The following is a 12,455-nucleotide window of genomic DNA, read 5'->3' as shown; positions in this document are numbered from 1 at the left end:
TCCAATCATGAGTAAACGGCGTTTAATCAGCCTTTGCCACGAGTACGGTTAGCGTTTGGTTTTGCATTTTTTTCAATGAACTCGAAAATCATGTCTGCCACATCTTTGCCTGTTGATTTCTCGATACCTTCTAGGCCTGGAGAAGAGTTCACTTCCATTACAACAGGGCCATTCTTAGATTGTAGAATATCGACGCCACATAGGTTTAAACCCATGATTTTAGCCGCATTGATCGCTGTAGCGCGCTCTTCTTTGGTTAGTTTAACCAGTTGAGCTGTACCGCCACGGTGCAGGTTAGAGCGGAATTCACCCTCACCAGCTTGGCGTTTCATTGCTGCAATAACCTTGTTACCTACAACAAAACAACGAATGTCTGCGCCGTTAGCTTCTTCAATGAACTCTTGAACCAAGATGTTCGCTTTTAGGCCCATGAATGCTTCGATAACGCTTTCTGCTGCTTTGTTTGTTTCTGCTAGAACCACGCCGATACCTTGAGTACCTTCAAGAAGCTTGATAACCAGTGGCGCACCACCTACGTTTTTGATCAAGTCTTGAATTTTGTCTGGGCGGCTAGCGAAACCTGTTTTTGGTAAGCCAATACCTTTACGAGACAACAATTGTAGTGAGCGCAGTTTATCGCGAGAACGACTGATTGCTACTGACTCATTGATACAAAAAGTGCCCATCATTTCGAATTGGCGAACAACCGCAGTGCCGTAAAAGGTAATGGAAGCGCCAATACGTGGAATAACAGCATCGTATTGAGGTAGCTCTTCACCCATGTAGCGAATCTTCGGATTGTTACTCGCGATATCTATATCACAGTGCAGCGTGTCGATAACATCGACCTGGTGACCACGAGCTTCTCCTGCCGCTTTTAAGCGAGAAGTAGAGTATAGATTTTCGTTGCGAGAAAGAATTGCGATACGCATGGCGTTTCCTTAGTTAATACCTGATTGGTAACTGCAAATAAATTAGTTGTTAGCTGAGCTTTCAGTTTTTCTGAGGCTCCTTGCTTGCTTCGGGGCGAACCTTAAGGCTTTTCGTTTAACTAAGAAAACGAATTAAATTTGTCGAGTCGACAACAGAAATTTATCGTATGTGAGAGTGATTGGTACAGCAGGGTTTAGAGGGCGTTTTGAATGGAAAAGCGAGTTGAGACCTAACTCATATTGGGGGTAGGAGCATATTAGGTTGTACTCAACTCGCGTTAACTCGGTGCTTAAAAGTGTACTAATAACGCCAGTTACATAGCTCTATAAGTGTTCGTAGTGCTTCTCTTTCGAGCTTGCTACAGGTGCTTTTAAGCTTATTAAGATAGTATTTTCTCATGATGATTACTTCTCTTGTATTAGGCTTTGGTGGGAACTCAAAGTTCCTTGTTGACCCATTAATTATGGTCATTTAATGGGAAGTAATAAACAGATAGGTTTTTACTAAGTTGTTCCTGTTTTTGTCTTTTAACGCTACTTTTGGGCTGATGTGTTTTATAATGAGCTTAATCAGGAAGGGTTGTTTCTAAAAAGGTTCATTATTTGTCTGATCTCAACATGATGCGTTACTACACAAGGCTAGATTCGTTTGAGCCTAACCTCTCACATTCGGTTACCTTAACTGAGGTCGCAGACAAGCTGTTCACCAGCTTGCGCCATGCACGAACTTTGTTAGGCAAGATGCATCAGGCTGAATGGTTGGTGTGGGAACCAAAAGTCGGCAGGAATCAACGTTCTAATCTGACTTTACGTTTTAGCAATCAAGAATTGACGCAACATGTTGCTAGTAAACTGATAGAGCAGGGCAAATACGAAAAAGCACTCTCAATTCTAGACAATGACCGCGCTGTATTTGGTTCTCTCCTCCAAGAAACCTCTGGCGCGACGATGCGTGAAGGGCTGCTGCACGTTCAATTAACCTATAAACGTAAGTTTGAAGACCTATTCCCGCATCATATTCACCGCAGTAGCGAACGCTTTTTGATCAGGCAAGTGTTCAGTTGCTTAGTCACTTGTAATGGCAAGGGCAAGTTGAAGCCTGAACTGGCGCACCATTGGGAATATGATGCTGAAAAATTAGTTTGGACTTTCTATTTGCGCCCAGGCCTAACCTTTCACGATGGGCAACCCGTTGACGCCAAGCAGCTCGTGTCGTTGTTTACCGCCTTACAACCGCTACCTTTCTATCAGACAGAGTTAGCCCATGTAGCTTCGGTTTACAGTGAACAGCCGTTAAGGATCAGCTTTCAATTGACCAAAGCAGACACCGGCTTCGCGGGCTTATTGGCTGGCGTTAAGTATTCGATTCAACCCGCTGCGCAAGTGACTCGTGAGCCATCGCCCTTAAATTCGGTGTCTCATGCCGTGATTGGAACCGGCCCATTTAAAGTGGTTGAGGTTAATAACGAACGTATCAAACTTGCCGCATTCGAACACTATTATGGTTGTCGCTCTCTAACGGATGAAGTGACTATTTGGCAGTTTGAAGAGTCGATGACGGGCAGTGCTCGTTTCGATGACAGCCAAATGCAGGTGTCACCTTATGAAGATTCGTCTTGTTTCCATCAACTTGGAAAAAGCGACGCTAAGCTGGTGTCGGCTGAAACTGATGGCCTTCGTAGCCGAGTCGAGGATGGGTGTCTTTTTATCCTATTCAATCAGAACTCAGCGGCTAGCCCACTAAATAATGAGCAGCGAAAATACCTTTCAGAACTGACCAACCCACAAGCGATTTTGTCTCAGTTGGAACGTAACAAGGGTTTGTTTAGTGTCTCTTTAGCTCAAAACATACTGCCAAGTTGGCAGGATTTGTATCGAACGCCTGCGAAAGAGACGCAACTGCCGAAAAAGATGAGCATCGCCGTTTACAATTACTATGCGCTCTATCGATGCGCTATCTGTGTGTCAGACATACTCAAGCGATATGGCGTGGAAGTGGAGGTGAATACTTATAGCTTTCGCGAACTGGCGCAGCTCTCTCAAAGTGGCGATTTAAAAGAAGACTTGGTGCTGTGTAACTTGAACCTAGACGACAATGCGCCATCTTCACTGTTCTCGTGGTTGATGAATGACCCTGTTTTGCACTCGGCACTAGGTGAGATGAACAGTGATTGGCTCAAACAGCGCTTAGATCATCACAAAGCATCGGTTGAACTGCCGAATTACTTGGCTGAGTTGGAGCCCGTTGCATCGACGTTGATTTCTGATTATTGGTTAGTTCCCATGTTCCATCACCTACAAACCGTGCGTTTCCAAGGTATTTTGAAAAACGTGGCCATCACAAACTGGGGGTGGCCAGATTTCAAGAATGTATGGTCTGCTGATTAGCTTTAAGTCTTGCTGAAAAATTCAGGTCACTAGTTTTTCTAGGAAGACTTAAATTTTGAGATCAGCATTTGAACTGAGAAACCAGATTCGTTAAATGTATCGCTTTGGCGCGTAAGTGCTGACACTCCTGAGCCGTTTTCTCAATCATGTTATCGCTCTCTCTGGCTATTTCAGAAATACCGGAGATGTGCGGTGATATCTCGTTGATCACATTAGATTGTTGCCCTGTCGCAGAGGCGATCTGCATGTTCATAGCATTCATCTCATCGACGCTATCAGAAATGCTCGATAGCTGTTGCTCTGAATTGGAAGACTCTACTCGGCAGTTAGTTCCTAATGTGGTGCTCGTTTCTATCGCTGCCACGGCTTGTTGCGTGCGTTGTTGAAGTTGCTCGATGATGCCGCGTATCTCTTCAGTTGATGCTTGGCTTCGTGAGGCGAGTGTTCTTACTTCATCTGCAACCACCGCAAACCCTCGCCCCTGTTCTCCTGCCCGAGCGGCTTCGATTGCCGCATTCAATGCTAGCAAGTTCGTTTGTTCAGAAACACCGCTGATTACATCCAGCACAGTGTCGATAGAGTTAGCATCTTGAGCGAGTTGATTAACGATGGCCGTGGTGTCGTCGAGTTGTTGGTTCATGTGCTCGATACTTTCTGAGGTGACAGTAACCGATTTTTGGCCGATGTTTATTGCACCTGAAGCTCTGCTCGCACTATCGGCTGCACCGTTAGCGTTTTGGGCGATTTCGTCAGAGCTAGCTCCCATCTCGTGAATGGCTGTGGCGACTTGTTCTATTTGGCTAGTTTGTTGTTTGATGTCTTGTTCCATCGATTGAGCCATTCGATCCACGCTCTGAATGGATTCTGATATTTGCTGACCCGTATTCGACACGTCTTTAAGCAGGTCGCTAAGGTATTGAACAAATTGGTTATATCCTTTCGCAATCTGGCCTATTTCATCATGACGGGAGTCATCCAAGCGAAGTGTTAGATCGCCACCGCCTTTTCCTATCTGCTGCAATAGTTCAGCAACTTCAACGAAAGGCAGCAACAGTTTGTTGGTCGCCCACGCTGCGATTGGCGTGTAGATTGCCGCGATGAGTAAAGCCATAAAGATAATGGTTTGACTGAAGCCGTTTAATTCACTTAATACATCTTGCTTGGGGATCTGAGTAATCAGAGTCCAACCAATCCCTGGCATCGCTTTGGAGCCTAGAATTTGAGGCTGCCCGTCAACAATACCCTCATGAACAATGGTTTGCTGACTACCGAGTAGCAGGCTACTTTCAATCCCGACAGAGTCCAGTGACTGACCAATTAGGTTTTTGTCTGGGTGAACCTTGATGATCCCTTGTTTATCGACCAGAAAAACAATACCGCTTTTACCCACGCTGTAGTTGCTGATCAATTGGGTAATACTTTCCAAGGTCAAGCCAATGCCAGTCACACCGATACGTTCGCCGTTTCGAGTAACCACATAGTTGACAAATAGCGCTGGGATTCCAGTGCCGGCATCAATATCTAAAGAGAGCTCAAACGCTTTATCTGACTGGATGAAACGGTAGAACCATTGGTCACTTTGTTCGTTGGCTGAGATAGTTTTTAGAACGCCATTATGTGTGTAGTAAGTACTTGCTTCGTTTGATACGTAATAGGCACTGATGGCATTGAATTCGTTTTTGACCGACTCAAGATAGGCGCGGAGGTTTTTCTCTGAGAGTGAGGCTTGTTTCATCAGAGGAGACAGCGTCATCATTTTTGATGCAAGAATAGGGGTTTCTAACTTAAGGTTGATTTCATTACTCACCTCGCCAAGCGAAGCAGGTAGTTCTCTTTCAAAGGTTCTATCAATTAAAATGGCTCGGCTCGATTGAAATGAATAAATCCCCATCACGCTGATAATGGCGAGAGCTGCGATGATCGTCGCCAATATTGCCTTAGTTCGTATAGTAAATTGCAATTTAGAGTCCCTTCTAAAAACGTCCAATGTTTATTTGTAAATATAATGTTAAATAAAACCTGACTCTTTGGTCAATAAACGAATTGTAGAAGTGAGAGTTGAACGATATTTGTACAAATATGGAAGATCATTCTTATTTGTACTTTCGAAGCCGAGTTCTATACATTCTCGTCTCGCAAATTAAACTTACACTCATTGGTTTACTTTTTAATTTTGGTATGTAAACTAACCAGTGTAGTTTTTGCGTTGGGATAGACCCAATGATTAAAGAGATACCAATGAAAAAATATCTATTACCGATTTTAGGAGTACTTGCCGTGGTCGCTATCGTAAGCACAGGTTCACAATCAAACGACAATCTAGATAAGCTTCCGAAGAAATTTGTTAACAGTGAGCTGGAATACAAATCGGGTATGTCTGATATTTTTTCAATCCTGAAAGCTTATGTGACAGTGGAAAGGAATGAGCCGGTGCCGCGTGCTGCATTGCCTCTGATACCGATGACAGCCGAGCAACTGATCGAAGAACAAGACGACGTTGCTTACCGCTTGGGTCACTCAAGTGTGATGATGAAGCTGGATGGCAAGCTAGTGATGACCGATCCTGTGTTCAGTGATCGCGCATCGCCAGTGCAATGGATGGGGCCAAAGCGCTTCCATCCAACACCAATCTCACTGCAAGAACTGCCTGATATTGATGTGGTGGTGATCAGCCATGATCACTACGACCATTTAGACAAAGGCGCGGTTAAGGTATTAGCCGATAAAGTAGGTACGTTTTTGGTGCCACTCAGAGTCGGTGCGCTACTGGAAAAGTGGGGCGTGGATAAAGCGAAGATCATTGAGCTGAACTGGTGGGAATCAGCGACAGCTGCCGACATCGAATTTACTTTGACTCCAACACAGCATTTCTCTGGACGCGGCTTACTTGATCGTGACCAAACACTATGGGGGAGTTGGGTTATCAAGGCTTCAGATAAGAAAGTATTCTTTAGTGGTGACTCTGGTTACTTCAATGGCTTTAAAGAGATTGGTGAGCGCTATGGGCCGTTTGATTTAACCATGGTCGAAACGGGCGCATACAATTCACTTTGGGCGGATATTCATATGTTCCCAGAACAAAGCGTTCAAGCGCACATCGACCTTCAAGGTAAGGTGATGATGCCAATTCACAACAGTACGTTTGATCTCTCTATGCACGATTGGCAAGACCCAATGGAACAAGCTCTCACGATAAGCAAAGAGCGAGATGTGCAAATGGTGAGCCCTGTGATGGGGGAGCGTTTGGTGATTTCAGAACCAGTACCTGTTGAAGCCTGGTGGAAACTGGCATCGAATTAGAGCTTGTATCCAGATAAACCGTTAAGCTGGACAAACCCAGCTTATACACAAAACGCCACCGTCTTACGATTCGGTGGCGTTTTTGCTTTTTGACACGAGTGGCTTATTCGAAAGGGCTTCTTCTATTTAGAGCAACTTTTAGAGCAACTTTCGAGATTCTTAGCCATTTTGTTCGCGATTTTTCTGAACTGTTCTAACTCATCGTCGGCCATGCCTTTGGTCATTCTCTGCAGCATCTCTCGATCAATATTCGATACATTACCCATGATCTCTTGACCCTTATCGGTCAGAACCAATAACTGGCTGCGCTTGTCTTCTGGGTTCGGAGATTTCTTCACAAGTTCCTGACTGATCAAAGCGTTAATCAATCGAGTGACCTGTGCTTTATCGCGATTTAAGAAGTGTGCGATATCGATAGCCGTACATGGAGACTTCTTGGTAATGATCTTCATGACGCGAATGTTCATGGGTGCGATCTCAGAGTCCAAGCTCTCAATCTGCTCGCTCATTTGACGTTTCAAAGAGTGCACTAAGCGAAAGATAGACTCTAGCGATGTGTTATCAGACATAAACGATCCTCAGAAAAGTAGTTGACAATATCAACCACTATATTTATAGTTGACATTATCAACTTAATTGTTCGTAAATTCAAGGCAGGAAATAGATATGACGATTCAAGCAACACTAACGCCAACTCTTCCTGAGCAAAAAGGCACACCCGTTTTATACAAAGTTTTGGTCATGATGAGCTTAATACTAACCGTTGGCGGCAGCTTAACGGCTGTGATGACTTACATGAATGTCGGATTCGGTGAGGCATTCATCGGCAAATGGCTCTCTTCGTTAGCCCTAGTTGTCGTGATTATGATGCCAATTGGCATGGTGATGATGACTTTGGTGACTAAGTTGGTCGCCAAGGTATTACCCAATTATGGTGAGAAAGCTCGCAACCTAATCGTGGGATTGATTATGGCTTTTATCATGGAGTCCATCATGGCATTTGTAACAGCGGCAAATAACATTGGATTTTCGGATACATCGGCGCTTACCAGTGGATGGTTTAATGGATTTATTGCTGCGCTTCCTATTGGCCTTACGATCATGGTCGTAATGTCGATGACGGTTAAACCTAAGCTCGAACGATTCATGAAGAGCTAGCCAACACACTTTTTAAGTATTGTAGGAGATCCACATGACAGTATTCACAGGCAAACATAACAACTACCGCATCACTATCGAAGAAGTGAACATCAAAGAAGATCGTGAACTGCAAACCATGCAGTTTGAAATTGAAGACAGAGAAAACATGTTCGCGATTGTTGAGAAGATCAAACAAGACAGCGGCTTAGACGAACAATCAGCAGCGCGACTAGGGGTGAGTATTCGTTTACTTGGCCCAATGATGATGCAAGATAGAAAGCATCCTCTTTTTGTTGATTTCATGCCTCACTTCAGAAACTTCATGCAAAACCTCAAGAAGACGTTAAAAGGGCAGTAAAGCCTAATCATCAGTAACACACCGAAAAACCAGTAATGAATTTACTGGTTTAAATCAACATAGTTTCAGTTGTTTGCGTCTAGAATATGCGGAAGTTAATGGCTGAATTTGCGGTGTTGCTTCGTAGTCTAATTGTCTATTCAAGCTTCGATAAATCCGATATTATACTGGTCATAAAAATAAAGGTGATATTATATGACAAATGTATTTAGGCAAGCAGCTGAAGAACTGCTAAGTCGCCGCGTTGCGGGAACCAAAGCACCAAGATTGGACGAGCAGTACCGTCCGAATAACTTGGAAGATGCGCTAAAGATCCAATCATCAATGATCGATCTCAAGAGCGACAAGGTCGGTGGTTGGAAGTGTTTGCTTCCTTTAGCTGAAGACAAGTTCATTGTTGCGCCTATTTTCTCGGGTAGTGTTCAACAAGGCGAGGTTTGCGAACTGTTTGCTGACAACGACGTAGTACGCGTTGAGCCTGAAATTGCATTTACGCTTGCTAAGAGCCTACCAGCAAACCAAGAAGGTTACAGCGAAGAGCAAATCAATGACGCTATTGGTTCTTGTCATATGGCTCTTGAGTTAATGCAATCTCGCTTTGCTGATGACAGCGGTGCTGAGTTCTACGAAAAGCTTGCTGATGGCCTAGTAAACCAAGGCCTGTTCATTGGCCCAGAGATTGACCGTGAAAAAGCGTTCACTTCTGCTGAGATCAACATTGAAGTGACGCAAGGCGAACAAGTTCAAGCATTCGCAGGTAAGCACCCAAATACATTACCGCCAAGCCCAATCTACTGGCTGATTAACTACATGACTCGTCGTGGCGTAGACTTCCAAGCAGGTGAAGCAATCATCACGGGTTCTTACTGCGGTGTCGTAGAGATGGGATTCGATAAACCAACAACCTTCCACTACGAAGGCATTGGTGAATACCAAGTGACGTTCAAGCAAAAGTTATAAAGCTTGTTATCTACTTGATCTGTTACCCACATGATCTGTTATCTAAAGGCTGCTTACTTGGTTAGTAAGTAGCCTTTTCTATTATGTGATGTTCAATGGCGTGCTTATTACTTTGCATTTAATTGGGCGTTTAGACGTCTAGACGTTGACAAGCTCTAAGTGTGACATTAGTCTGCTCATCTTCCTGTTCTATTGCGTTGATGTTCCATGTCCAATTCAAAAAATTCTAATGCTGTAATTGCACCTTCTGCAGTTGCGCTTATCCCTCTGATCGTGTTCCTAGCGCTGTTTATTGGTGTAGGTACGTACTTGTCACTGCAAGGCGTCGATTTTGCTTTCTATCAGCTTCCAGCTCCAATTGCAGCTTTGCCTGCTGTGATGCTAGCGTTGTTGCTAAGCAAAGATAAATTGAACCGTGCTATCGAACAGTTCTTAGGTGGAGTAGGTCACAAAGACATTATCGCAATGTGTATGATCTACCTATTGGCGGGTGCTTTTGCGGCTGTGGCTAAAGCGTCTGGCGGCGTTGACGCGACGGTAAATCTTGGTCTATCTGCGATTCCGACAAGCATGATCCTGCCGGGTATCTTCCTAATTTCAGCTTTCATTGCGACCGCAATGGGTACGTCGATGGGTACCATCGCTGCGGTTGCACCTGTTGCGTTAGGCATTGCAGATTCAGCAGGCATGAGCATCCCACTGACGGCTGGTGTTGTTTTAAGTGGCGCGATGTTTGGTGACAACCTTTCTATTATCTCTGATACCACGATTGCCGCGACACGCTCACAAGGCTGTGAAATGAGAGATAAGTTTAAAGAGAACATCCGTATTGCACTGCCTGCTGCTCTTATCGCGATCGTTATCTTTGCTTTCAACAGCACGGCAACTCAGGTTCCTGAAACAGGCCCAATTGAGTGGCTCAAAGTACTGCCGTACATCACTATTTTGATTCTTGCAGTATCGGGCATGAATGTGTTCGTTGTGCTCACGATTGGTATCTTACTGGCGGGTGGCGTGAGCCTAGGTTCTGTTGAGAACTACGGTATGACTGATTACGCTCAAGATATCTATGCAGGCTTCGGCAACATGCAGGAAATTTTCTTACTGTCGATGCTGATTGGTGGTTTGAGTGAGCTAATGCGTCGTCAAGGTGGATTGGCGTTTCTGACTAACTTGGTAAGTGGTGTGATTCGTGCGTTTGGCTCTTCACACTCTAAGCAAGCGAATGGCCGTGCGAGTGAGCTAGGTATTGCTGGCTTGGTATCTATGGTGAACCTATGTACTGCAAACAACACGGTAGCGATTATTGTATCTGGTAGTGTGGCTCGCCAATTGGCGGAAGAGAACAATGTGTCTCCGCGTCGCTCAGCAAGCTTGTTGGATATCTTCTCTTGTGTGATTCAAGGCGTGTTGCCTTACGGTGCTCAGGTATTGCTATTGGGCTCTGTGTTTAACCTATCGCCTCTAGAAATCGTGTCTAACTCTTACTACTGTTTTGCACTTGCAATCGTGGCTGTAGTCGCTGTGTTTATCAAACACCCGGCACGCCAAGTGGCTAACGCTTAGTTGTCATTGACCAAACTCAGTCGTAACTGGCTTTGATAAGAAGGCTCCTTAATTGGAGCCTTTTTTGTGTTTGTAATGAACAGACTGAAAATTTAGGCTTCCTTGTTAAAGAAGACTTTCAAGCTCACTGGCCGTTGCGACATTGCAGTAACCAAAGCTCAGTGCAGCCATGAAAGCGGCATGTACATGGGCTGCGGGCACGGTAACACCATTGAACTCCATGTCTAAGGTTGTGCAAGCGTCATGCGCTACGTGGCATTCATAGCCTAAGTCGGTTGCTGCACGAGTTACAGCATCGATACACATGTGGCTCATTGCGCCAACGATGATCAGCTTTTCAACGCCTTGCTCTTTTAGCACCTTGTTTAGTTCGGTGTCTCTAAAGCTATTGATTTGATGCTTTACGATAACAGGTTCGCCTTCTAGCGGAGTCACGCTGCTGTGGATTTGAGCACCGTCTGATTCTGGCAAGAAGAAAGGAGCATCATTCGTCGGAAACTCATGACGTACATGAACCACAGGAAATTGCTTGTCTCTGAAAGCGGATAATAACTGTGCACCTTTTTCGGCTGCTTTCTCTGTTTTAGACAGCGCCCATTTTGCACCTTCGTATGAAGGGAAATAGTCATTTTGAAAGTCGATAAGTAGTAGTGCAGTGTTCTTCATATTCTATACCTTTGTATTTGGTGTATTTGGTGTATTTGGTGTATTTGGTGTATTTGGTGTATTTGGTGTATTTGGTGTATTTGGTGTATTTGGTGTATTTGGTGTATTGCGGTGTAGGGATATTATGAATACTCTGTAGTTTTTATCGCACGTCAAAAATGACAGACTCTATGGCAATAGTGACAAAATCAGTAATGGTCGAAATCATCGACTACCCAGGCTCTCTGCAAAGTGCCGTGTTTGGCGTGAAAGAGTTTCTGCAGATGGCAAATTCTCTTGAACCTTCTGCTGAGAAGACTCAATTCAACGTTCAGATCCAAGCGCATGACAGTGTTAGCGTATCGAACGCCGATATCATCATACTCCCACCAAATTTAGATGGTTGTTACTATCTAGAGCCGAGTGACACCTTGCTTGAGTACCTGATTGAGTCTCACCAAAGGGGGGCGATACTTTGCTCAGCTTGTGCGGGCGTGTTCATTTTGGCAAAAACAGGTTTGTTAGAAGGGCGAACCGTGACCACTCACTGGCAAGCGCAAAAGAAGTTTACGGAGCTTTACCCACAGGTCGCAGTCGATATCGATAAAATCTTGATTGATGATGCGGATGTGATGACCGCTGGTGGTTTGATGTCGTGGATGGATCTCGCTTTGTTTATCCTGACCAAATACACGACACCGACCAACACTCGTAATCTAGGTAAATATTTGGTGCTTGATACGGGGTTGAGAGAGCAACGTTACTATCAGAGCTTTGTGCCGAACTATGCTCACGGCAATGACAAAATTGTGTCGGTGCAGCGTTTTATTCAAAAGAACCATCACCTTTCGTTGTCTCTTGATCAATTGGCTGAAGAAGCGTTTATGACTCGAAGAACCTTTATTCGTCAATTTACCAAGGCGACCAGTTTTACGCCGATTAACTATATCCAACACGTACGTATTCAAAGTGCCTGCGAGTTATTGGAAAGCTCTCATAAACCGGTTGAGCAGATCAGCTACCTAGTTGGCTATGAGGACGTAAATAGCTTTCGTAAGGTCTTCATGAAAATCATTGGCTTAACACCATCAAGATTTCGTTCTAGATTTCTCTCTGAGGAATGATTTACCATAGATTGATATTCAATACTTATCACTCGCATTGAT

Annotated in this window: 12 protein-coding genes; 8 read left to right on the top strand and 4 right to left on the bottom strand. The window is 44.4% G+C overall.

All coding sequences use genetic code 11. The annotated features are described in order from the left end of the window. Positions 1–26: 26 nt before the first annotated feature. Positions 27–932 (bottom strand): 30S ribosomal protein S6--L-glutamate ligase, encoded by a 906-nt coding sequence (rimK, locus tag OW495_RS04205; protein WP_012601042.1) that lies wholly within the window; start codon positions 930–932, stop codon positions 27–29. Positions 933–1,535: 603 nt separating this feature from the next. Between rimK and OW495_RS04200 the strand changes: the two genes are divergently transcribed. Continuing rightward, positions 1,536–3,320, top strand: coding sequence for an SgrR family transcriptional regulator (locus tag OW495_RS04200; protein ID WP_102512816.1), 1,785 nt, complete (start codon positions 1,536–1,538; stop codon positions 3,318–3,320). 61 nt (positions 3,321–3,381) lie between these two features. Here the strand turns inward: OW495_RS04200 and OW495_RS04195 are convergent, their stop codons facing one another. After that, a complete protein-coding gene (locus OW495_RS04195) occupies positions 3,382–5,280 on the bottom strand; it encodes a methyl-accepting chemotaxis protein (protein ID WP_289885166.1) in 1,899 nt (632 codons plus the stop codon). Between the two features lie 278 nt (positions 5,281–5,558). Between OW495_RS04195 and OW495_RS04190 the strand changes: the two genes are divergently transcribed. Continuing rightward, entirely contained in the window at positions 5,559–6,620 is a 1,062-nt protein-coding gene (locus OW495_RS04190; protein ID WP_102512818.1) for an MBL fold metallo-hydrolase, read from the top strand. 122 nt (positions 6,621–6,742) lie between these two features. On the opposite strand, the gene OW495_RS04185 is transcribed toward OW495_RS04190, so the two are convergent. Next, positions 6,743–7,189, bottom strand: coding sequence for a MarR family winged helix-turn-helix transcriptional regulator (locus OW495_RS04185; RefSeq protein WP_102512819.1), 447 nt, complete (start codon positions 7,187–7,189; stop codon positions 6,743–6,745). A 97-nt stretch (positions 7,190–7,286) separates the two neighbouring features. On the opposite strand from OW495_RS04185, the gene OW495_RS04180 reads away from it, so the two are divergent. From OW495_RS04180 to OW495_RS04165, 4 genes are all read left to right on the top strand, one after another. Beyond that, on the top strand, positions 7,287–7,778 hold the full coding sequence (locus OW495_RS04180; RefSeq protein ID WP_289885165.1) for a DUF2798 domain-containing protein: 492 nt from the start codon (positions 7,287–7,289) through the stop codon (positions 7,776–7,778). A gap of 34 nt (positions 7,779–7,812) precedes the next feature. Next, complete coding sequence (locus tag OW495_RS04175) at positions 7,813–8,118, top strand: DUF3861 domain-containing protein (RefSeq protein ID WP_017091521.1); 306 nt, start codon at positions 7,813–7,815, stop codon at positions 8,116–8,118. A 195-nt stretch (positions 8,119–8,313) separates the two neighbouring features. Further along, positions 8,314–9,078, top strand: coding sequence for a hydratase (locus OW495_RS04170; protein ID WP_102514379.1), 765 nt, complete (start codon positions 8,314–8,316; stop codon positions 9,076–9,078). Positions 9,079–9,285: 207 nt separating this feature from the next. Then, positions 9,286–10,644 carry a Na+/H+ antiporter NhaC family protein gene (locus tag OW495_RS04165; RefSeq protein WP_017111608.1) on the top strand — a complete coding sequence of 453 codons (1,359 nt, stop codon included), beginning with the start codon at positions 9,286–9,288 and terminating at the stop codon, positions 10,642–10,644. Between the two features lie 105 nt (positions 10,645–10,749). On the opposite strand, the gene OW495_RS04160 is transcribed toward OW495_RS04165, so the two are convergent. Then, positions 10,750–11,310, bottom strand: a complete 561-nt coding sequence (locus OW495_RS04160; protein WP_102514378.1) for a cysteine hydrolase family protein — start codon at positions 11,308–11,310, stop codon at positions 10,750–10,752. Here OW495_RS04160 and OW495_RS04155 point away from each other — a divergent pair. Continuing rightward, complete coding sequence (locus tag OW495_RS04155) at positions 11,300–11,449, top strand: hypothetical protein (RefSeq protein ID WP_289885164.1); 150 nt, start codon at positions 11,300–11,302, stop codon at positions 11,447–11,449. The genes OW495_RS04160 and OW495_RS04155 overlap by 11 nt on opposite strands. A gap of 31 nt (positions 11,450–11,480) precedes the next feature. Next, positions 11,481–12,413, top strand: coding sequence for a helix-turn-helix domain-containing protein (locus OW495_RS04150; RefSeq protein ID WP_102514377.1), 933 nt, complete (start codon positions 11,481–11,483; stop codon positions 12,411–12,413). Positions 12,414–12,455: the final 42 nt, after the last annotated feature.

Source organism: Vibrio sp. 14N.309.X.WAT.E.F5, from assembly GCF_030397615.1.
GTDB classification, from domain to species: Bacteria; Pseudomonadota; Gammaproteobacteria; order Enterobacterales; family Vibrionaceae; genus Vibrio; species Vibrio lentus.
Note: the sequence above shows the minus strand (reverse complement) of the source record. Positions and strands in the feature narration are given on the sequence as shown.